The organism is Actinocrispum sp. NPDC049592 (genome assembly GCF_040675465.1).
In the GTDB taxonomy this organism is placed as follows: Bacteria; Actinomycetota; Actinomycetes; order Mycobacteriales; family Pseudonocardiaceae; genus Kibdelosporangium.
Genome location: NZ_JBFAPA010000007.1, coordinates 59,269 through 80,483 on the forward strand (window position 1 = coordinate 59,269; position 21,215 = coordinate 80,483).

Annotated in this window: 21 protein-coding genes; 5 read left to right on the top strand and 16 right to left on the bottom strand. The window is 68.9% G+C overall.

What is annotated here, in order from left to right; all coding sequences use genetic code 11:
- Positions 1-114: 114 nt before the first annotated feature.
- The gene (locus tag AB0J95_RS19170; protein WP_364758967.1) at positions 115-894 is read left to right on the top strand and encodes a prepilin peptidase; all 780 of its coding nucleotides are present in this window, start codon (positions 115-117) and stop codon (positions 892-894) included.
- On the opposite strand, the gene AB0J95_RS19175 is transcribed toward AB0J95_RS19170, so the two are convergent.
- From AB0J95_RS19175 to AB0J95_RS19210, 8 genes are all read right to left on the bottom strand, one after another.
- Complete coding sequence (locus tag AB0J95_RS19175; protein ID WP_364758970.1) at positions 889-2,934, bottom strand: hypothetical protein; 2,046 nt, start codon at positions 2,932-2,934, stop codon at positions 889-891. The two genes, AB0J95_RS19170 and AB0J95_RS19175, sit on opposite strands and share 6 nt — an antisense overlap.
- Positions 2,931-3,560 carry a prepilin-type N-terminal cleavage/methylation domain-containing protein gene (locus AB0J95_RS19180; protein ID WP_364758973.1) on the bottom strand — a complete coding sequence of 210 codons (630 nt, stop codon included), beginning with the start codon at positions 3,558-3,560 and terminating at the stop codon, positions 2,931-2,933. Before AB0J95_RS19180 ends, AB0J95_RS19175 begins: the two co-directional genes overlap by 4 nt.
- A complete protein-coding gene (locus tag AB0J95_RS19185; RefSeq protein ID WP_364758976.1) occupies positions 3,554-3,997 on the bottom strand; it encodes a type II secretion system protein in 444 nt (147 codons plus the stop codon). The genes AB0J95_RS19180 and AB0J95_RS19185 overlap by 7 nt, the downstream gene beginning before the upstream one ends.
- Positions 3,994-5,079: a type II secretion system F family protein gene (locus tag AB0J95_RS19190; RefSeq protein ID WP_364758979.1), complete on the bottom strand. Its 1,086-nt coding sequence runs from the start codon at positions 5,077-5,079 to the stop codon at positions 3,994-3,996. Before AB0J95_RS19190 ends, AB0J95_RS19185 begins: the two co-directional genes overlap by 4 nt.
- 1 nt (position 5,080) lies before the next feature.
- The gene (locus AB0J95_RS19195) at positions 5,081-6,661 is read right to left on the bottom strand and encodes a GspE/PulE family protein (protein ID WP_364758982.1); all 1,581 of its coding nucleotides are present in this window, start codon (positions 6,659-6,661) and stop codon (positions 5,081-5,083) included.
- The gene (locus tag AB0J95_RS19200) at positions 6,658-7,725 is read right to left on the bottom strand and encodes a type IV pilus twitching motility protein PilT (RefSeq protein ID WP_364758985.1); all 1,068 of its coding nucleotides are present in this window, start codon (positions 7,723-7,725) and stop codon (positions 6,658-6,660) included. The genes AB0J95_RS19195 and AB0J95_RS19200 overlap by 4 nt, the downstream gene beginning before the upstream one ends.
- A 65-nt stretch (positions 7,726-7,790) precedes the next feature.
- Positions 7,791-8,120, bottom strand: coding sequence for a prepilin-type N-terminal cleavage/methylation domain-containing protein (locus AB0J95_RS19205; RefSeq protein WP_364758988.1), 330 nt, complete (start codon positions 8,118-8,120; stop codon positions 7,791-7,793).
- Positions 8,113-8,880 (bottom strand): AAA family ATPase, encoded by a 768-nt coding sequence (locus tag AB0J95_RS19210; protein WP_364758991.1) that lies wholly within the window; start codon positions 8,878-8,880, stop codon positions 8,113-8,115. Before AB0J95_RS19210 ends, AB0J95_RS19205 begins: the two co-directional genes overlap by 8 nt.
- Before the next feature lie 330 nt (positions 8,881-9,210).
- Between AB0J95_RS19210 and AB0J95_RS19215 the strand changes: the two genes are divergently transcribed.
- Positions 9,211-9,858 carry a response regulator transcription factor gene (locus AB0J95_RS19215; RefSeq protein WP_364758994.1) on the top strand — a complete coding sequence of 216 codons (648 nt, stop codon included), beginning with the start codon at positions 9,211-9,213 and terminating at the stop codon, positions 9,856-9,858.
- 46 nt (positions 9,859-9,904) lie between these two features.
- On the top strand, positions 9,905-11,392 hold the full coding sequence (locus AB0J95_RS19220; RefSeq protein WP_364758997.1) for a GAF domain-containing protein: 1,488 nt from the start codon (positions 9,905-9,907) through the stop codon (positions 11,390-11,392).
- 10 nt (positions 11,393-11,402) lie between these two features.
- Here the strand turns inward: AB0J95_RS19220 and AB0J95_RS19225 are convergent, their stop codons facing one another.
- The 4 genes from AB0J95_RS19225 to AB0J95_RS19240 all read right to left on the bottom strand — a co-directional run bounded on the left by AB0J95_RS19225 (position 11,403) and on the right by AB0J95_RS19240 (position 15,724).
- Positions 11,403-12,059, bottom strand: coding sequence for a response regulator transcription factor (locus AB0J95_RS19225; RefSeq protein ID WP_364759000.1), 657 nt, complete (start codon positions 12,057-12,059; stop codon positions 11,403-11,405).
- Between the two features lie 61 nt (positions 12,060-12,120).
- A complete protein-coding gene (locus tag AB0J95_RS19230; RefSeq protein ID WP_364759003.1) occupies positions 12,121-13,158 on the bottom strand; it encodes a glycosyltransferase in 1,038 nt (345 codons plus the stop codon).
- Positions 13,155-13,310 (bottom strand): hypothetical protein, encoded by a 156-nt coding sequence (locus AB0J95_RS19235; protein ID WP_364759006.1) that lies wholly within the window; start codon positions 13,308-13,310, stop codon positions 13,155-13,157. Before AB0J95_RS19235 ends, AB0J95_RS19230 begins: the two co-directional genes overlap by 4 nt.
- A 158-nt stretch (positions 13,311-13,468) precedes the next feature.
- On the bottom strand, positions 13,469-15,724 hold the full coding sequence (locus tag AB0J95_RS19240; RefSeq protein WP_364759009.1) for a hypothetical protein: 2,256 nt from the start codon (positions 15,722-15,724) through the stop codon (positions 13,469-13,471).
- Positions 15,725-15,761: 37 nt separating this feature from the next.
- Between AB0J95_RS19240 and AB0J95_RS19245 the strand changes: the two genes are divergently transcribed.
- Positions 15,762-16,121, top strand: a complete 360-nt coding sequence (locus AB0J95_RS19245; protein ID WP_364759012.1) for a hypothetical protein — start codon at positions 15,762-15,764, stop codon at positions 16,119-16,121.
- Here AB0J95_RS19245 and AB0J95_RS19250 read toward each other — a convergent pair.
- Complete coding sequence (locus tag AB0J95_RS19250) at positions 16,118-16,771, bottom strand: DedA family protein (RefSeq protein ID WP_364759015.1); 654 nt, start codon at positions 16,769-16,771, stop codon at positions 16,118-16,120. The two genes, AB0J95_RS19245 and AB0J95_RS19250, sit on opposite strands and share 4 nt — an antisense overlap.
- 95 nt (positions 16,772-16,866) lie before the next feature.
- On the bottom strand, positions 16,867-17,868 hold the full coding sequence (gene lipA, locus AB0J95_RS19255) for a lipoyl synthase (protein ID WP_364759018.1): 1,002 nt from the start codon (positions 17,866-17,868) through the stop codon (positions 16,867-16,869).
- Between the two features lie 145 nt (positions 17,869-18,013).
- Between lipA and AB0J95_RS19260 the strand changes: the two genes are divergently transcribed.
- A complete protein-coding gene (locus AB0J95_RS19260; RefSeq protein WP_364759021.1) occupies positions 18,014-19,510 on the top strand; it encodes an alpha/beta hydrolase in 1,497 nt (498 codons plus the stop codon).
- A gap of 117 nt (positions 19,511-19,627) precedes the next feature.
- On the opposite strand, the gene AB0J95_RS19265 is transcribed toward AB0J95_RS19260, so the two are convergent.
- Both AB0J95_RS19265 and AB0J95_RS19270 read right to left on the bottom strand, forming a co-directional pair.
- Entirely contained in the window at positions 19,628-20,545 is a 918-nt protein-coding gene (locus AB0J95_RS19265) for an oxidoreductase (protein ID WP_364759024.1), read from the bottom strand.
- 19 nt (positions 20,546-20,564) lie between these two features.
- Positions 20,565-21,065: a hypothetical protein gene (locus AB0J95_RS19270; protein ID WP_364759027.1), complete on the bottom strand. Its 501-nt coding sequence runs from the start codon at positions 21,063-21,065 to the stop codon at positions 20,565-20,567.
- Between the last annotated feature and the right edge of the window lie 150 nt (positions 21,066-21,215).

Sequence of the window (21,215 nt, forward strand, 5' to 3'; positions counted from 1 at the left end):
CACTCCACTGCTCGGGTTGTCGCTACCCGGGCAGTGTTGTGGCTCGTGACCAGCGGGCCCATCCGTCACGTGACCGGTCGCGGTACGTGTTGCGCGCAAGTACGATCTCCGCCGATGGCCGTTCTGCTCGTGTTCAGCGCGTTGCTGGGGCTGGCGGTCGGCTCGTTCCTGAACGTCGTGGCCCACCGCGTCCCGGCGGGCATCTCCCTGTCGTCGCCACCCTCCCGCTGCCCGGCCTGTTCGACGCCCATCCGCGCCCGCCACAACATCCCGGTGTTCGGCTGGTTCGTTCTGCGCGGCCGATGCGCCTCCTGCGGCGAGCCGATCAGCGTGCGGTACCCGGTCGTCGAGGCGCTGACCGGGGTGCTCTTCGTGCTGGTCGCATGGCGCCTTTCGACGGACATCTGGGCGCTGCCCGCGTACCTGTACTTCACCGCCGCCGGGATCGCGCTGGCTTTGATCGACCTGGACCACCGGCGGTTGCCCAACTCGATCGTGCTGCCCTCGTACCCCGTCTCGGCGGCGTTGTTGACGCTCGCCGCCGCTGGGTCGGGGGACTGGTCCGCGCTGTTGCGGGCCGGGATCGGGGCGGTGGCTTTGTTCGCGTTCTACCTGCTGCTCGTGCTGGCCTACCCGGCCGGGATGGGGTGGGGAGATGTGAAGCTGGCCGGGGTGATCGGCATGGTGCTCGGGTACCTGTCGTGGTCCGCGCTGCTGATCGGCGCTTTCGGCGGGTTCGCCCTGGGCGCTGTCGCCGGGGTCGCCGTCATCGCGATCCGCGAGGGCTCCCGCAAGACCGCCCTCCCCTTCGGCCCCTTCATGATCGCCGGAGTGTTCGTGGCTTTGTTCTTCGCGGACCCACTGGCGGACTTCTACGTGAACACCTTCCTATGACGGCGTCGACCAGCTGAGCACCACGACCTGGCGGTGGCCGGGGGAGGGGGTGACGGGGTCGGCGTCCACGTAGGCGACTTTGGACCGCAGAGCGGGAGTGCCGGTGGGGGCGCAGGTGCCTGAACCCTGGCAGAGGAAGACGTTGAGGTAGACGCTGAAGACGAAGCCGGGGGAGTCGTCGGGGACCTCGATGACGGGCCCGGCGAAGGAGAAGCTGCCGGTGAGCTTGACCCACAGGGACCGGGCGATGACACCGAAGCGGAACACCTGCTCGGCCACGTTGTTCAGGGTGAGGTCCACCGCTGCCCGGGGGGCGTAGGTGGTGCCTTGGACGTAGAACTGGTTGCCGTTGTTGTTGACGGTGGTGACGAGGGCGCACCTCGATGCGTTGCCGTTGCCGGTGTAGGGGGTCGCGGTGACGCAGCCGGTGTTGGCGCGGAACGCCGGGGCGATGTAGGACAGGTCGAGCTGGATGCCGTCGAGGTCGGTGGTGCCCTTCTTCAGCACGGACTTGAAGGCCAGGTCGAGACCGGTCAACCCGGAGTCGTGCGTGAACGTCCGCAGCGAGGACGTGACGTCAAGGCTGTCGACCTGTCCAGCGGCGGTGCCAGTGGGAACGGTGACGGTGAACGGGGTCCCGTTCTTGGGAGTGACCACAGTGGACAGCGACTCGCTGGGGCTGCCGCCCGAACCCGGCGTGAACCGGTGACCGATGCGGAGCTTGGCGGACAAGAGGTTGCTGCCCGCTGGGATCGACACCGGGTAGCCGGTCAGGTTGATCTGGCCGTTGGCGGAGCTGTTGCCGGCGTTGGCAAAGCTGCTGAAAGACCCGGCCGCATAGGTGGTCTCGATGTTCGCGACCGCAGCGGCAGTGGCCGGGGTGAAGTTGGTCGCACTCACCGTGGGGGCGGTCAGTCCATTGGTGACGGTCGTCGAGTCTGAGCCGGTCTTCAGGCCGTACACCGCGAGCGGGGGTTTGTTCGCGCTGTAGGTCCCGCAGATCTCCGCTTGGCCCGACTTCACGGCGAACTGGCTGTCACCGCCGAAGATGAACTGCACGCCGGTCGCGGTGGGATCTTTGATCGGGTTCTGGCAGGAGCCGGGGATCGTGGGGTTGGCAGGCGGACTCGCCAGCACGGCGCCCGTGCTGTTCACCGGCGTCCCGGCGACCAGCTTGCCACTGTCCACAGTCCACACATTGGTGCCGGACGGCAGCGCCGGATTGGAGTTGGCGCCGGAGTTGTGGAAATCGAAGTAGTACGCGCCCGGCTTGAACCACCACACCTTGTCCTTGCAGCTCCCGCCGCCGGACATCAAGTCGGTCAACCCGACGGCGTCGTCGTAGTAACCCGGCTCGAACGTGATCACCGTGCCGGTGCAACTGGGCACCGGACGATAAGCCGGCGGCGACGAGATCGAAGGCGAGTAGCTGGGGTCGTCACCGAGGGGGTTCGCGACGGCGCCGTAGTTGCACGAGGGCGCGGGGTTGCTGACGATCGTGCCGCTGCACGCGCCACGGGCGTAGACGCGGGTGTTCGTGGTCAAGGCGCCGCTGGTGACGTTGATGTTCGAGTTGGAGAACACGATGCCGTGCACGTTGAACGACGAGCCGGAGTTCGGTTGGTCGATGTGCAGACCGTCCTCACCGGACACCTTGCCCAGGGTGAGGATCGCGTTGCCGGGCCGGTTGCACTGGGACAGCGATGGACACTGGATCAGCACGCGGGCCGGATCGGGCGAGCACGTCACCGAGGCCGAACCGGAGCTGGAGAAGTTGTTCAGCGTCAACGTGTTCGAACCGCCGAAACAGTTCTGGCCGGTGCCGTTGTGGTAGTCGCTGTTGCGGATGGAGTTCACCGCGGTCTGCATGGCCCCGTCGGCGTCGTAGATCGCGGCGGCCTGGTCCCGAAGCTCGACCGTGGTCCGGACACTCGTGTCGGCCAACGACAACACCGCGGTCACCCCGAGGGCGATGACGGTCACCAGGACCAGCACCATCACCAGGGAGGCCCCGGACTCGTCGCGCAGCGCGCGTTTCATGTCTGCCTCCGTTGGCCGTTCACACTCACCGGGTACGGGTCGACCCCGGTTTTCCTGAGGGTGAACGCGATCGTCACGTGCTGGGGGACGGCGACCGCGTCACAGGTGCTGGAGCAGGTCACGGAAAGCGTGGTGCCGTCGACGTTGTGTGCGACGACCACATCGGACGTCGCCGCGGCCGTGCACTTGATTCGGTGCAGCTCGGCCCCGCTCAGGTAGTAGCCGACGATGTCCGTACTCACAGTCGCGGGCGACGCGGAGTTGTCCCAGTTGTCAGAAAGGAAGCGCACCGTCGAATTAGGCGTAGCCGCTGTGCCGCAGGTGTTCCCGTTGGCGTTGTAAGCGGCGTTGAGCTGGATCGACGACTTGTACGGCAGGTTCCCGGACGCGTCCGGCGTCCCGGTGTAGTCCCGGACACCAATGGAGGACACGTCTTTCGCGAAGTACGCGGCGGTCAGCTGGGCGTCGTGGGAGAGTTCGAGCCGGTTGGACGTCTCACCGGTGTTGCGCAACGAACCCATCAGCGCGTTGGCCAGCGGCACGGTGATGACGCCGATGATCACGATGGCGATCAGCAGCTCGACGAGGGTGAACCCGGCCTCGCGCTCGGGTGCCGGCCTCAACACAGCGAGTCCGAAAGACGGCATGGCTTGCGCAGGACGACCACGACGCTCTCGGCGGCGCGCCCGTCGTCCGAGGCCACGCGGACGGTCAGCTGCTGCACCCCGGTGTCCGTGCCGCAGCTGGTCTGCCAGCCGGAGTTCCAGTACCGCAACGAACCCGCGACCACGGACTTCGAAAAGCCCGCGGGCACGGTGAACCCGGCGGGGGAGCTGTAGGAAGCCGCGGAGGCGCAAGCGACATAGCCACCCGAGGCGACCGCACGCTCGATCGCCTCGGAGTAGTCGCGGGCGTAGGCCCCGGCGGTGGACTGCTTGCGGTGCACGTCGGAGACCAGCACCGACGTGGTCAGCCCGCCGATGATGGCGACCAGCGCGATGCCCATGATCACCACCGCGATCACCAGCTCCAGCAGGGTCTCCCCGCTCTCGTCCGATCTCATTGCACGCCGACCTGGTTGAAGATCCCGTACATCGCCGACACCAACGCGATCGCCACGAACCCGACGACCAGGCCCATCACGATGATCACGGTCGGTTCGAACAGGCTGATCAGCTTCTTGAGCTTGTAGTCCAGCTCGCCCTCGTAGTACCGCGCGGTGACCTCCAGCTGCGCGTCCAGCGTGCCGGTGTCCTCGCCGACCCGCATCATCCGCGCGGCGGTCGGCGGGAACAGCCCGGTCGCGGCCAGCGGCCCGGCCAGCCCCTCTCCCTCCATCACGGCCTCGGAAACCCGCCCGAGCGCCCGCATGAACACCCTGTTGCGCAACGATCCCGTGGCTACCCGCAGCGCTTCCGGCAGCGTCACACCCGCGCTCACCATCGACGACAGGATCCGGCAGAACCGTTCCACCAAAGCGAACCGGACCGTGTGACCGACCACCGGCACCCGCAAGAACACCCGATCCCGCGCGAACCGCCCGCCCTCACTCCGCAAAGCCAGGAACACAGCCAGAACCAGCACCGCGAGACCGGACAGCAACAACCACCAGTACTCGGTCAGGAAGTCCGTGACCGCCAGCAACATCCGGGTCGCCAACGGCAGTTCCGCGCCCAGACCCGAGAAGAACACCTTGAACCGCGGCAGGACGAACCCGGCCAGCACGACTACGGTCACCACGGACATCGCGGCGATCATCGCCGGGTAGATCGCGGCGGACCGGACCTTCCGGCGCGCCTCCAGGTCGCGTTCCAGGTACTTGGCCAGCTGCTCCAGCACCGAGTCCAGCCGCCCGGTCAGCTCGGCCGACCGCAGGATCCCCCGGTAGAACTCGGGAAAGATCTTCGGGTGCCGGTCGAAGCAGTCGGACAGCTTCTCGCCGGCCCGCAGGCCCTCCTCGACCTGCGCCATCATCTTGCGCACGGACGAGTTGCGCGCCTCGGCGCCCAGCGTGTGCACCGCGTCCACCAGCGGCAGCCCGGCCCGGATGAACGCGCCGAGCTGGCGGGACAGGTGCATGATCTCCTCGCGCTTGACCTTCGGCGCGGAGAGCTCCTTGTTCAGCAGTTCTTTCAGACCGCTCATGTCAGGCCCCTACGACATAGATGGAACGCAGCACCTCGGACACGGTGGTCACACCGGCCTCCACCAGCCGGGCGCCTTCCTCGCGCAACGTGCTCATGCCCTCGTACCGGGCCAGCTTGCGGATCTCGTCGTGCGAGCCGCGGGCCAGGACCAGCTCCCGGATCCCTTCGCTGACCGGCATCATCTCGTACACCCCGATCCGCTCGAGGTATCCGGTGCGCGCGCAGAACGTGCAGCCGACGCCCCGGACGAACCCGTCTGCCGGCGGCCGTCCGCCGATCTCGTTGAGGAAGGCCAGTTCCTCGGCGGTGGGCCGGTAGTACTCGCGGCAGTGCGTGCAGACCCGGCGCACGAGCCGCTGGGAAAGCACTGTGGTCACTGAGGAAGCGACCAGGAAGCCCTCGATGCCCATGTCCAGCAACCGGTGCAGCGCCGAGGCCGCGTCCGTCGCGTGCAGCGACGACAGGACGAAGTGTCCGGTCAAAGCGGACTGAACGGCGATCCGCGCGGTCTCCGCGTCCCGGACCTCGCCCACCAGGATGATGTCCGGGTCCTGGCGCAGGATCGACCGGAGGCCGGTGGCGAACGTGATCCCGGACTGCTCGTTGATCTGGATCTGGTTGACCGACGGGAAGGTGTACTCGACCGGGTCCTCGATGGTCATGATGTTGCGGTCCGGGCTGTTCAGCTCACCGAGCGACCCGTACAGCGTGGTCGTCTTGCCACTTCCCGTCGGTCCCGCGCAGATCACCATGCCATAGGGAGAACGCAACTGGTCCGAGTACTTCGCGGCCATCGCGGCGGGCATGCCCAGCTGCTCCAGCCGGAACAGCGGGCGGCTCTTGTCCAGCAGCCGCAACACGACCTTCTCGCCACCCACGACAGCCGTTGTGGAGACCCGGATGTCGACCGCGCGGTCCTCGACCGACGTGCTGATCTGGCCGTCCTGCGGGCGGCGGCGTTCGACGATGTTCAGGTTCGCCATGATCTTGATCCGGCTGACCAGGGCCGGGCCCATGCCCGACGGCAGCTCGGCCACGTCGTGCAGGGCGCCGTCGATCCGGTACCGCACACGGACATGCTCGTCGCCGGGTTCGATGTGGACGTCGGATGCCCGGTCCCGCAAGGCCTGCGTGATGATCAGGTCGACGACCTTCACCACCGGAGCGTCGTCGGTCACGGCCGCCGGTTCGGCGGTGGTCTTGCGGGACGCGGTCTTCGCCTGGAACGCCTCGACCTGCGAGCCGACCTGGGCCAGCGCACGGTAGCTGAGCCCGATGACACGCTTGATGTCCACCGGGTCGGCCACTTTGAGGACCAGCTTGCGGCCGATCGCCTGCCGCAGCCGGGCTTGCGTCGCCGCGGACGCCTCGGCCATCACCACGACGGCCTTGTCTCCGTGCAGGGCAACCGGAATGGCCACCAGCTCGCGGGCCAGCTCCTCGGTGATCAGCCGGGTGGCGGCCGGATCGGGGGTGACCGCGCGCAGGTCGATCGGTTCGGCCGGCTCGAACGCGGGCCACTCGGGTGCCGCCGGTGCCGTGACCGGCCGCGGCTGTTCTTCGCGCTGCCGTCGCCTCATGACGCCATCACGTCCTTCGGGTAGAGGCTGCGCGCGACCGCCTCGGCGTGCGAGACCTGGCCGGTGCGGACGAGGTCGGTCAGCGACTGCTCGAACGTGACCATGCCCTCCCGCCGCCCGGTGACCAGCGAGTTGCGCAGCTGGTGGGTCTTGCCTTCCTTGATCAGGTTGCGCACCGCCGAGGTGGCGACCAGGACTTCATAGGCGGCCACCAGACCGCCGGACAGGCGCGGGATGAGCCGCTGGTAGACGATCCCGGTGAGGGCGGCGGCGAGCTGCACGCGCACCTGCGCCTGTTGCTCGGCCGGGAAGACGTCGATGATGCGGGCCAGCGACTGGGCGGTGTCGTTGGTGTGCAGGGTGGCGAACACCAGGTGCCCGGTCTCGGCGATGGTCAGCGCGAACCGGATCGACTCCAGGTCGCGCATCTCGCCCACCAGCAGGACATCCGGGTCCTCGCGCAGCGCACTGCGCAGGGCGTCCGGGAAAGAAGCCGTGTCCGAACCGACCTCGCGCTGGTTGACCGCGGAACGCTTGTGCTGGTGGACGTACTCGATCGGGTCCTCGATGGTGATGATGTGGCAGGCGCGCTCGGTGTTGATCCGGTCGATCACCGAGGCCAGCGTGGTGGACTTGCCCGACCCGGTCGGGCCGGTGACCAGCACCAGACCCTGGTGGCGCAGCGCGAAGTCCCGGACCACCGGCGGCAGCCCGAGCTGCTCCATCGACGGGATCTCGCTGGGGATCATCCGCAGCGCGATCGTGGTCAGGCCGCGCTGGCTGAACGCGTTGCCGCGGACGCGGGCGTTGTCCCGCCAGGTGAAGGAGAAGTCGTACTCGTTGCGCGCCTTCCACTGGCGCGCCTGGTCTTCGGTGAGCAGCTCGGCCAGCAGCACGTCGGTGTCCTCGGCGGTGAGCTTGTCCGTGTCGTACACCGGGTGCAGCGAGCCGTGCACGCGGATCTGCGGCGGCATTCCGGCGGTCAGCAGGAGATCGGTGCCGCCGGCCTGCCACAGCTCGTCGAGCAGCACGTCGATCGCGCTGCCCTGGGCGGGACCGTCCATTGTGGAAACCTCCGGTCGTTGGCAGCAGAGAGGGCCCGGGGGCGGCCCTCCCCGCTCGGGTCAGGTCAGCTGCACTTGGCGCCCTTGTTGACGACGCCGCCGGGGCTGAGGGTCACGCCGGACTTCAACGCCGTGTCATCCCGGATGAAACCGCCGGTCTTGAGGAGGGTGAGGGTGTCGGCGTAGGAACCGTTCTTGGCGTAGTAGGCCTCCTCAGCCACGGACAGGGTTTTGTAGTCCGCGTCGCAGGCGGCGGCCTCACCGCGGTTGTTGATGCCGTTGACCGCGAAGACGACGATCCCGGCCAGCACGCCCAGGATGACGATGACGATGAGCAGTTCGATCAGGGTGAAGCCGCTCTCCGTCCGGCGCGCCTCACGAATGCGCTCAAGCATGGGTGGTCCCTTTCTCGTTCACGGATGTGATGTGCTCCTGGACGAACCGGAAAACCGCCCGGCTGTACTCGTGAGCAGGTTGCGCGGTGACCAGCGGGGTCCCGCTGTTGACCGCCGCGACGACGTCCACTGTGGACGGTAAGCTCGCCGCGACGGAGCACTTGACGGTCTGCTCGATCTCGTCGGGGCCCAGGCCCGCGAACGGATCGAACCGGTTGGCCACCACCGACTTCGGGATGGCCGAACCCTCGAGCAGATCCAGCATGTCCAGCATCAGCCGCAGATCACGCAGCGCGGGCCGGTCCGGCGTCACGGCCACCACGTGGTGGTGCGCGACATCGAGCGCGGCCAGGACGTGCCCGCTGAACCGCGCGGGCGTGTCCACCACGACGTAGTCGTACAGCCGGGCCAGGCCGGCCAGCAGTTCGACCGTGACCAGCTCGGACAGCGTCCGCCCGGGCACCGCCCTGGTCAGCACCGCGTCCAGCCGCGGCCGGACCGGGGTGACCAGCGTCGTCACCGCGCCGGAGACCAGTTCGCCGGACATGGCGGTGGCCTCGGTGACGCAGTGCAGCGGCCGGACGCCCAGTAGCGGGGCGGCGTCCCCGGCGGTCAGGTCCAGGTCGACCACGCACACCCGCCGGTCGCGGGTGGCGATGGCCGCGGCCATGTTCGTGACCAGCGTCGTCTTTCCGCAGCCCGCGCGGGCAGCGGTGACGGTCACGATCCGGCCGTGCGGACCTGGTTGCCGCGCTGCCATCGAGCACCTCCTCGCTGGGGACGTGATCAAGCCTGCGTGACGTTCACCACGCTCTGTAGCGGGCGAACGGTCAGGGTTCGGTGACCCGGTGGCGGACGGCTGTCCGCCGATCGCCCGACAGCCGTGGGGACAGTTACCCGGGACCTTCGGCCTTCGCGCCGGAGGCAACGCGTTCGAAAGGTCCGAAAAGGACTCGCCATGACTCGGCCACCGCCCGCGGGGGCGTGAGGACTTTGGACCCTAAAGGTCCCAAACCCCTTGGCGATCGGTAACCGGTGACGTCTCGTAGTCGACCTACCAGGTGAACCCGTACGGCCGGAAGGACGAGAGATGCCGATCAGAATCATCGTCGTCGATGGGCAGACCCTCACCCGCTACGGCCTGTCCGGCCTGGTCGCGGAGCAGCAGGACATCGAGGTCGTCGGCGAGTCCGCGACCGCCGCACAGGCCCGCGAGGTCATCTCCGTGACCCGCCCGGACGTCGTCACCATCGACGTCGCCCTGCCCGACGGTGACGGGCTGCAACTTGCCCGTGAGCTGCGCGACCGTTATCCGGGCCTGGGCATCGTCATGCTGACCTCGGTCGGCGAGGACGACGTGCTGTTCCGGGCGCTGGACACCGGGACCTCGGCGTTCGTGCTGAAGACCGCACCGGTCGGCGAGGTCCTCGGCGCGATCCGGCACGCCGCCGTCGCGGCGACCTCGTTCACCGCCACCGGCCTGCTCGGCGCGTTGGCGCGGCGGCGGGACCACGAGGGCCAGTTCGCCCTGTCCCCGCGCGAACGTGAGGTGCTGGAACTGCTCCGGGACGGCATGTCGGTCCCGGCGATCGCGCTGGCCATGTACGTGAGCAGGTCGACCGCCAAGACCTACGTGGCGCGGCTGTACGACAAGCTCGGCGCGGCCAGCCGGGCCCAGGCGCTGATGATCGCGCTGCGGCACGGCCTGATCACCTATGAGCTGCCCGTCCCCTCGTGAGCGCGTGTTACCCCTCATGACGGGGTGAGTGGTGGATGATGGGGCGATGGAGCCGGATCTGGACCGCGGCCACCGTTTCCTGGAGGTGATGGCCGGGATCGCGGCCGGCAAGGCCCTGCCGGACGTGCTGCGGGAGATCGTGCGGGGCGCGGTCGACCTCGCGCATGCCTCCTATGGAGTCCTGACTGTGGGGGACGTCTTCGTGTACGCGGGGCTGGACCCGGAAGCGGCCGCGCGGCTGCGGGCGGATCCCTCGTGGCCCGCGTCCGGCGTTTTCAGCGTGCCGATCCCGGTCCAGGCCGGGTTCCTGCACGTCTCCGGTGGGCCGTTCAGCGACCTGGAGAAACAGGCCGTGCACGCGATGTCGATCGCGGCCGCCATGGCCGTCCGGGACGCGCGGGTGCTCGACGCGTCCCGCCGCCGCGAGGCCTGGCTGCAGGCGTCCAACGAGATCACCGAGGCCCTCCTGTCCGGCACCGACCCGGGCCGTGAACTGACGTTGGTCGCCTCCCACGCCCGCACGGTCGCGGGCGCCCCGATCGCGGCCATCGCGTTGCCGGACGACGAACAGCCCGGCGTGCTCATCTTCGAGGTGGTGGAGGGCGCGGACCGGCTGACGGGGGCGTCCATCAAGGTGGAGGGCACCGCCTCCGGGCGGGTCTTCGACAGCGGGGAGCCGTTGCTGATCGACAACTACGGCGCCGCGGCGGCCGCGTGGCAGGCGGGATCCGGTGCCTCGCCGCCGTCCGGCCTGCGGGAGCTGGGTTCGGCCGCGATCGTGCCGTTGACCGCCGGGTCCGAGGTGCTCGGCGTGCTTCTGCTGTGCCGCATGGCCAACGAGCCGTTGTTCGAGCAGGCCGACCTCGACCTGCTGCGCAACTTCGCCGCGCACGCCGCCCTGGCCTTGCAGTACGCCGCCGCCAGACGGGACCAACAGCGGGTCGTGGTGTTCGAGGACCGCGAGCGGATCGCGCGTGACTTGCACGACCTGGTCATCCAGCGGGTTTTCGCCACCGGCATGGCGTTGGAGGCGGCCGCCGCGGTGATCCCCGTGAACCCCACCGACGCGGCGAGCCGGGTCCGCCAGGCGGTGGACGACCTCGACAAGACCATCCAGGAGATCCGCACAACCGTCTTCGCGTTGCAGCAGTCGGACATCGACAGTCTCCGGTCCCTGGTTCTGGCCACTGTGGACGATGCCACCCCCGCACTGGGCTTCTCGCCTTCCGTGCGGTTCCGGGGGCCGGTCGACACCGCGGTGGCCGCGGAGATCACCGAGCAGATGCTTCCCGTACTGCGCGAGTCACTGTCCAATGTGGCCAAACATGCGCGCGCATCCGAGGTCTCCGTGGAGATCTCGGTGTCGGACACCCTGTTGATCCGCGTTGTCGACGACGGTGTCGGGGTTCCTGAGACGGGGCGGCGGAGTGGGCTGGCGAACATGGCGACGCGGGCTGAGCAGCTGGGTGGGACGTTTGGTCTGGCGGACGCCGATCCCGGGACGGAGCTGACCTGGCAGGTGCCGCTGCGGTGACCCTTGGGGGTTATGGGCGGCGTTTGTGGCGGAGTTCGGTGGCGAGGACGGCTGCTTGGGTTCGGCGGCGCATGCCGAGTTTGGCGAGCAGATTGGAGACGTAGTTCTTCACGGTCTTCTCGGCCAGGAAGAGGCGTTCGGCGATCTGGCGGTTGGTCAGGCCCTCGCCGATGAGGTCCAGGACCTTGCGTTCCTGCTCGGTGAGTTCGTTGAGGCGGTCGTTGGCGGCGGTGCCGCCGGAGCGCAGCCGGGCCAGGACCTGGCTCGTCGCGGTGGGGTCCAGCAGGGAGCCGCCCTGGGCGACCACGCGGATCGCGCGCACGAGGTCGCCGCCGCGGACCTCCTTGAGCACGTAACCGGCCGCGCCCGCCATCACGGACTCGAACAGCGCCTCGTCGTCCGCGTGGGAGGTCAGCATCAGGCAGGGGAGGTCCGGCATCTCCGCCCGGAGGTCCCGGCACACCTGCACGCCGTCGCCGTCGGGTAGCCGCACGTCCAGCACAGCCACGTCTGGCCGGAGCTGGGGAACCAGGGCAAGGGCCTCGGCGGCGGTGCCCGCCTCACCGACCACGGCGATATCCGGGTTCGTGGACAGCAGCGCGGCGACCCCTTTCCGCACGACCTCGTGGTCGTCCAGGAGGAACACCCGGATGGTCCCGTTAGCCATCCCCCTACCGTAGTAGCCGGGTGTGCCCATTGGAACAAACGTTTGTCACACGTCCGGGTGATCAGACGGCGACGGCGATCTCCCGCTGTGGCATGGTCTTCTGCCGAAGTGCGCGGGTGGCCGCGACGGTCGTGGCGACCAGGAGAAGCGGGTAGAGCAGGCCCGCGGCCAGGGTTCGGCGCAGCGGCTCGTCACCGAACCGCATCCGGTGGAGCACACCCCAGGCCAGACCCGGCCCGGACACAACGGCCAGCAACACAATGGCGTTCGGTCCGGTGACCCCGCCGTACGCGATGAGCCCCAGCACGGCGAGCGCCACGGGCAACGCCGACCACGGCGCGAGCAACGTGTAGAGGTGATCCAGCAACGCCAACGTTCGGATCCGCGGCGACCGCACGAGCGGACGCACGTAGTGCAAGCGCCGCAAGCCAAGCGGACTCCGGACCAGGCCCATGGCGGCGGGGTGACTGACGATCGCCTTGTCCGCGTACCGGATGCCGACACCGGCGAGGTGCAGGCGCAACCCGAGATCCGCCGACCACGGCTCGTCACCCAACCGGGTCAGGGTTGTCAACCGTACGAAGTGGCCGTGCCCGGTGAGCTCGACGCTGCCCAGCGCATCCGCCAGCCGCTGCGAGGCGTTCCCCGCGACCGCCGACTCCAGGTCCTGCAGGACCCCGGCGATCTTTCGCCGGTCGCGGACTCGCAGCCGGCACTGCACCGCGCCGACCGCGCGGCTGCTGAACAGGGCGGCGACGTGCGCCAGCATCCCGGGCGTGCCGTGACCGTCCGCGTTCAGTACGCCGATGATCGTCTGTCCCTCGATGCCGTCCCAGGACGCACGCTGCCGGATCATCCGGTACGCGGCGTTGATCGCGTCCGCTTTCCCTTGCCGCGCTTCGGGAAGGTCGCGCCGCAGCACGTGCAGCCGGGCGTCGTGGATGGCCGCCAGCAGGTCCGGCGTCTCATCGGCCGAACCGTCGTCCACCACCAGCACGTCCACCGGGTGCTGCGCGGAGTCGAGCGCAAGTGCCCGCGTGACCGTCTCGGTGAGCTCCGGGGCCCGGTCCATGGCGGGGACGACGATCCAGAACCTCATCGGACCGACCGCCGCAACGCGGTCGCCCGCACCGTCAGCAACACGGCCAGGACGCCGAGGACAACGAGCGCCACAATGACGGTATTTTTACCGGCGAATAGCAGTCCCGCGGCGATCAGAACCCCTATCGGCGAGTGTCGGACCAAGGACATCGACCGCCTCCGGAAGGGAAGGAATGGATAGGCAGACCATACTGGCCCGGTCCACTCCCGATATGATCTTGCAGGGCTTTGACCTGCGGTGACGCACTTTCGTGGGACTTTCGGCCCCGTCATATTCAGGGCGTACGGCCTCGGTGTGCGGGTATTTCTCAGTCGGCCGGTCCGGTGTTCTGGCGGAATTTCACCAGGAGCCGCCACGCGATCTGCGAATCGACCGCCATCTGTTGCCGCGCGATGGCCAGCGCGTCGATGCCGATCAGGTCCTGTTCGCCGAGAGCGTCGGTGAACAGCTCCAGGATGGTCGCGCAGAACAGGACGAAGCACCCGCTCTGCCGCCGAAGTGCCCCGATCGGGTGAGCCGCGTCCCCGTCCGGTACCTGGACGAGCCGGTTGGCCAGCCGGACCAGGCCGGCCACGTCCGCGGTCTGCCGGATGGTGACCAGGTCGGCCATCAGATCCGACAGGGCCGGGCTGTCGTCGAGGGTCCTCGCCGTGCCCGCGAACGCATGCGCCTTGCGGTCCAGCTCGCGGCGGACCAGCAGGCGTGCGATCGCCGCGAGCCGGGGTTCGGCGAGGTCGGCGGCGAGGTCGAACATCTCGATCACGTGCCGGCGCAGGTCCCGGGGCAGGCCGCCGGACAGCACATGGCACAACGACGAGAACTGCTCCGGCACGTCCAGCGCCCGCCGGGCGATCCAGCCGCGACTCTCCGTGATGTCGAAGTAGCCCACCTGGACCATCTCGGAGAACGCGCTGTCGAACGCGTCCCGCACGGCGATCCCGCGCCGCTCGAACGTGGTCAGCGCGTCGTCGGACACCGACACCAGGAACAGGCACCCAGGGACGCCGAAGATTCCCTTGACGTCGTTGACGAACTCGTGTGCCCTCTCCGGTTCGCCGATCTTGTCCAGCTCGTCGATGGAGATCACCAGCCGGTCGTGCGACCCCAGCGTGCGCAACCGTTGCGCGGCGTGGGCGGCGAACCTCCGGAACTCCTCGACCACCTCGGGATAGGTCGGCCGCTGCTCCGCACGCTGGGCGGACCAGGTGCGCGCCGCCTCACCGCTCAACGGCGTGCTGAACTTGCCGGACCAGCCGGTGGTGTACGTCTGCAGGAACCGGATCCGCTCGAGCTGCCGTTGCGCGAGATCGACCAGCAACAGCACGTCCCGGGGCGCCCGGCGCGGCGCGAGCCGCCGGACGATCGCGTTGAGCCCAGCGAAGACCAGCCCGCCGGCCACCCACACCCCATAAAGAGCCGCGACCGCGCTGACCGCGAGCACTGTGATGTCCTCGCCGGGCAGGTCCTGGGGCAGCTGCTGGACAGTCCGCCAGAGCCGCTCGAACGGCCAGGCGCCCCAGGCGAAGCGGCCCGTGGTCACCGCCGCGGCCAGCAGCACGACGAGAACGACGCCTCGCCGGAACCACCGCAGGCGCTTGCCGCGGCGTTCCATCGCGCGGCGTTCCCGGCCGTCGGGCGTGCTGTCGGCGAACCTCGGGCTGAGCCTGGCCAGGATCGCGTTGCACAGCAAGGCGTGCAGGTGCAGGACGAAGTCGCGGGCGTCGTACCTGGCCGGTGCGGACGACTGGATGGCAAGGGGCGGCTTGTCTTTGACGGGATCGTTGAGCAGTCCCCGTGACACCGCAAGGATCGCGGTCGTCTTGCCCGACCCGCGTGGCCCGGCCAGCGCCACCGCGCCCGACTCGGCCCGCGCCAGGATCCGCTGCAGCTGTCGCGCCGCACCCGTGACGATGATCTCCGCGTCGTCCTCCACGTACAGCGCGGGCTCCGCCTTGGCGGTCAACACCGTGTCGTACAACGGTTTGCGCTGCCCGTTGATGAACTCCCACAACTCCGGCAACACAACCACGGTGAGCATGTACTGGCGCCGTGTCACCGGTGCCGCCTGCTCGGGCGCCAGCCCGAAGAACTCGCGCATCGAGGGCACCGCGGCGATCCACCACCGCAACGACGATGCCAGCATCCCCACGAACCCGGCCACCGCGAACACCTGCGTCGCCACCGGCATCGCCGCCCACGCCGCCCGGATCAGCGACAGGTACCCGACCCCCACCATGAAGATCACCGCCACCTGCGCGATCTGCTGCGGTGTCAACGGTTCCCGGTAGTCATCGAAGTCGGTGTAGACGTAGTCGTCGTCCGGGGCGAGGCTGAACGCCCCCCGCCGCGCGTGCTCCTCGCGGAACCGCGCCTGCACCGCCTTGTTGTCCCGCACCGCCCGCCGCGCGACCGTGACATCAATCCGCTTGTCCGCCAACGCCTGCTGTACATCCGCCCGCGCCACAGCCTCGTCCAGCACCGACTCCAGCGCCTGGAACGCACCCCGCCAGGCATCATCCCCCGGCACGAACCCCTCGGTCATCCCGCCCCTCCGGAAGTCCACCGGCGGACATCGTACGGGCAGCGGATATCGTGGCCCGGTGACCTCCATTTCGGTGACTGTGCACGACGAGGACCCCGCGATCGCCGACCGGCTGACCCGTCAGCTGCGGGCCGAGCTGCTCGCCCTGGACATCGACGACGCCACCTTCGACACCGAGGGGCACGAGGAGGTCTCCGGGGCCAAGGGACTCGACCCGCAGGCCGTCACGACCATCATCGTGGCCCTCGCCGGTTCGCCCGTGCTCAAGCAGCTCGGCCGCGTGCTGCAGGACTTCGTCAACCGCGACCGCCACCGCGAGATCACCGTCAAGCGCGGCAAGGACACCATCACGATCAAGGGCACACCCGACGAGGGCACCCGGGACCTCGTCGAGAAGTTCTTCGACGCCGAGGACTAGTCCACGAGCTCCTTCTCGGGCTCGACCGGGGCGGCCTTTGCCTTGCGGCGCTTGCGGACCAGCACGAACGCGGCGATCCCCACGACGAGCGCGCCGACGACGATCAGGCCGCCGGTGCTGAGGTAACCCTCGAGCCGCTTGGCCGCCTCGCCCAGCGCCGCGCCGACCGAGATGTGCACGAGCGACCAGCAGGCCGCGCCGGCGGCGGCCGCGGGCAGGAACTTGCGGTACGGCAGGCCCGCGGTGCCGGACGCGGCGGGCATCAACGTCCGCACCACGGGCAGGAAGCGCGCGAAGAACACCGCCCACGCCCCGCGTTTGCGCAGGATGCCGGTGGTCTTGTCCCAGCCTTCGGCGCCGTACTTCCTGATGAGCTTGGTCTCCCGCAGCGACGGCCCGAACCGGCGGCCGATGGCGAACCCGATCGAGTCGCCGATCGCCGCGGCGACGGTCACGACTGCCCAGAGGATCAGGAACCGGGTCAGCGAGCCGGAGACGGTCGTGGCGGCGATCAGCAGGCCGGCCTCGCCGGGGGCGATGAACCCCACGCCGATGGTGCACTCGGCCAGGATCAACCCGCCGGTGGCACCGACCAGAGCCGGCTGCGGCAGCGCCTGCAACCACTCCAGGACATCACTCACTATCGCCACTGAACCCTCCCCAATTCAGGCATTCGTCCCATATGGACGCGCACCCGGGCGCGTTGGTTCCACATCCGGGTGAAATCCCCCATATGGGACGAATCCTACCGGGAAAGCAGCGAGCCGATCTCCTGGCTGGCCGGTCCCTGCTGGGCGAGGTGCGCCAGGTGCTCCGGGACGGCCTCACCGCGGTGCGCCATGGCCTGCGCGTACAGCCGTCCGGCGCGGTAGGAGGACCGCACCAGCGGACCGGCCATCACCCCGGCGAACCCGAGCTGCTCGGCGGTCTCCTTGTGCTGGACGAACTCCTCCGGCTTGACCCACCGGTCGATCGGGTGGTGCCGCGGCGAAGGGCGCAGGTACTGGGTGATCGTGATGATGTCGGTGCCGGCCTCGTACAGGTCGCGCAGCGCCTCGGCGACCTCTTCGGGCGTCTCGCCCATGCCCAGGATCAGGTTGGACTTGGTGACCAGGCCGAACTCGCGGGCCTTGGTGATCACCGACAGCGACCGCTCGTAGCGGAAGCCGGGCCGGATCCGCTTGAAGATCCGCGGCACCGTCTCCAGGTTGTGCGCGAGCACCTCCGGCCGCGCGCCGAACACCTCGGCGAGCTGGGCGTCGTCGGAGTTGAAGTCGGGGATCAGCAGCTCGACGCCGGTGCCGGGGTTGAGCGCGTGGATCTGGCGGACCGTCTCGGCGTACAGCCAGGCGCCGCCGTCCTCGAGGTCGTCACGGGCCACACCGGTGACCGTCGAGTACCGCAGGCCCATCGCCTGGACGGACTCGGCGACCTTCCGGGGCTCCTCGCGGTCGAGGTCGGCGGGCCTGCCGGTGTCGATCTGGCAGAAGTCGCAGCGCCGGGTGCACTGGTCGCCGCCGATCAGGAACGTGGCCTCCCGGTCCTCCCAGCACTCGTAGATGTTGGGACAGCCGGCCTCCTCGCAGACCGTGTGCAGGCCCTCGCGCCGCACCAAGCCCTTCAGCTCGGTGTACTCGGGACCCATCCGCGCCTTGGTCTTGATCCACGGCGGCTTCTTCTCGATCGGCGTCTGGCTGTTGCGAACCTCGACACGCAGCAGCTTTCGTCCCTCCGGGGCCACAGTCACAGCCGCAAGGGTACGCCGTGTCCAGACGTGTCCGGTGTCACGCGGACCCCTAGGGGGCGATCCCAGCCGCGCGGACGATGTGCGGGTGCGTCGCAGGTCAATAGCCTCCGGCAGGCAGTCGACGATTTTCCTGGGGAGGAGAAAAATGCGGCCACTCGTCATGGCACTCGGCGCCCTGATCGTGGGAACGCTCGTCACACCACCAACCGCCACCGCCGCTCCCGCGGGTCTCACTTGGCAGCCGTGCGCCGGCCTGCCGCTGGAGTGCGCGACCGTCAGCGTGCCGTTGGACTACCGCGGTCCTGGCGGCACCAAGATCGACATCGCGATCTCGAGGAAGAAGGCCACCAACCCGGCGACGCGCCGCGGGGTGCTGTTGCTCAACCCGGGCGGGCCCGGCGGCGCCGGGCTGGACCTGCCGGTGGTCATCGGCCAGCTCGCGCCGCGCAGCGTGACCGACACGTACGACCTGATCGGGTTCGACCCGCGCGGAACGGGCCACAGCGCGCCCAACTCCTGCGCGTTGACACCCGAACAGCAGGATCCGACCAAGATCCTGCCGTACCCGGCGCCCAACGGGGACATCTCCGGATCGGTGGCGTACTCGCGGCAGATCGCCAAGCAGTGCAACGAGAACGCGGGCGACCGGCTGCCGTACGTCACGACGGCCAACACAGCGCGGGATATGGACCGGATCCGGGAAGCGCTGGGGGAACGCAAGATCTCCTACTTCGGCGTCTCCTACGGCTCGTACCTCGGCGCGGTGTACACGACGTTGTTCCCGCAGCGCTCCGACCGGATCGTGCTGGACAGCGTGGTCGACCCGCGAGACGTCTGGCGCAGCGTGTGGGAGGCATGGGGCCCGGCGACCGAGGAACGGTTCGAGGACTTCGCCAAGTGGGCCGCAGCACGGGATGCGAGCTACGAGCTGGGCGCTTCGCCACGGGCGGTTCGCGAGACCTATCTGGCGCTGGCCGCGAAGCTGGACAAGGCGCCGCTCAATGGCTGGACCGGCAACCTGGTCCGGGCGCAGACACGCGGTCTGCTGTACGCGGACGCGAACTTCCCTGTGCTGGCACAGGGTTTGCAGGGGATCAAGCGCGGCAACCCGGATCCCGCGGTGGTGGCGCCGGTCGATCAGTCGTTCCCGGCGACGCTGTGGGGCATCGTGTGCGACGACGCGACCTGGCCGGGAAGTATCGCCGACCACCAGCGGCAGGTGCTGGTCGACCGGAAGCGGTACCCGATCACCAACGGCCTTCCCGCGAACATCTGGCCGTGTGCGTTCTGGCCGACGAAGCCTATTGAGCCCCGGGTGCGGATTTCGGATCGTGGTCCGAGCAATGTGTTGCTGACACAGAATTTGCGGGATCCGGCGACGCCTTATCCGGGGGCAGTGGCCATGCGGGCGGCGATGGGGGACCGGGCGCGGTTGGTGAGTGCGGATCAGGGTGGGCATGGTGCGTATCTGTTCACCCAGAACGCTTGCGTCACCAATGTGGCTACGGCGTTCCTGGTGAATGGGACGTTGCCCGCTAAGGATGTGTTCTGCGGTAAGGAGAGTGCGCTGGCTGCGCAGGCGGATCAGCAGCAGCGTGATGCGCTCGTGAGGCAGTTGCACCAGCGGCAGCTGCCTTTCTGAGATCCGGGCGCCTCCCAGCCGCTGGCTGGGAGGCGTTTCCATACGCGGCCACAAGGGAGTGTCCTCGCCGGACGGGCAGCGCCACCCAGACGGCACGAACGCGGGGTCTGGTGTCGGTTATGAGGGGTCGGGGGTGGTGCCGGTGAGGGTGGCGGTGAGGTGCCAGAGGTGGGTGGCGGTGGTGGGGTTGAGGACGGCGGGGCTGGGTTGGATGCGGGTGGGTGGGCCCCAGAGGTTCATCAGGTGGGTGGGGGCGAAGTAGTCGCCGCCACGGACGTCCGGGGCGGTGGCGGCGTAAAGCTGGGGGAGGGCGGCGTTCTCTACGCTCTGCAGAAGGGCGTGCATGCCCCAGTTGAGGACCGCGCTGATGACGGGGATGGGTTGGCGTAAGGAGGTTGAGTTCGCCACGAGGTCCGTTGCGGCGGTGCCTGGGTGGGCCGCGGTGCTGATCAGGCCGATGCCTGCCTTGCGGGCACGGCGGTCCAGCTCGAACGCGAACAGGAGGTTGGCCAGCTTGGACTGGCGGTAGGCGGCGCTCATCGAGTAGGGACGGCGCTCGAAGTTGGGGTCGCTCAGGTCGATGTGCGTGCTGCGGGCCATGGGGCTCGCGACGGTGACGACGCGGCCGCCGTCGCGGAGCGCGGGCATGAGCAGCCACGTCAACGCCGCGTGGCCCAGGTGGTTGGTGCCGAACTGCAGCTCGAACCCGTCCGCGGTCCGTTTGTGTGGCGTCGCGAAGACGCCCGCGTTGTTCACCAGCACGTCGATCTTGTCGCCGGTCCGGTCCCGGGCCTCGGCCGCGGCTTTGCGGACCGAGGCGAGATCGGCGAGGTCGAGCTCCAGCACCTCGGCGTTGCGGCCCACCCGCTCGGCCGCGGCCTGACCGCGGTCCAGCGACCGGCACGCCATCACCACCCGGGCGCCCATCCCGGCGAGCACCTGGGCGGTCCGCAGTCCAAGACCCGAGTTGGCCCCCGTCACCAGGGCGGTTTTCCCGGTCTGGTCAGGGATCTCGGCCTCGGACCATCCACGCATGGGGCGAGAATATGCCCCATCAAGCGCTTGCTACGAGCCGCCGAATGAGTTGCTCGACCGGGCTGCGCCGTTTGGCGGGCTCGGGCTTCGCGGTCTGCAGCAACGCGAGGAAAGCCGCGCCGACGCGGGTGATCTCCTCGCTGGGTTCGTGCGGCTCGGCCAGGCCCGCGGCCAGCGCCAAGGTCCGCTGCTCGGCTTCGAGCATCGGCCGCAGCGCCTCGTAACGCGGGGCATGGGCGTCGAGAACCGCGTGCAGTGTCTCGTTGTCCCGGACCGTGCGCCGCCAAGCCGCGGACACCGCGTCGACGTGGTCGACCGACGGGTCCCGCTCGGCCTCGGCGAGCACCGCGCCCAGCGCGCCGGTGAGCTTCAACGTCCACCGGTAGTGCAACGCGAGCAGCAGTTCCTCGTGGTCGGCGAAAACTTCGGAGTGCGGCAAGGGCCCTTCAGGGTTACGGCGAGCCCGTACCAGGACCGAGTCGAGCGCGTCCCTGCGCTCGTAGTAGTCCTTCCAGCTCATGATCAGCTCCCAGCTTGGTTCATCGTCGCTGCATGAGCTGAAAGCACTGCGTCGATGGTTCGTTCGCAAGCTCACTCACGCGCTTCCTCCTAGCCGTGACCCGGGTCATACCGCTGGTTTGCGGCATACCGTCGGTATGTACCCGACATG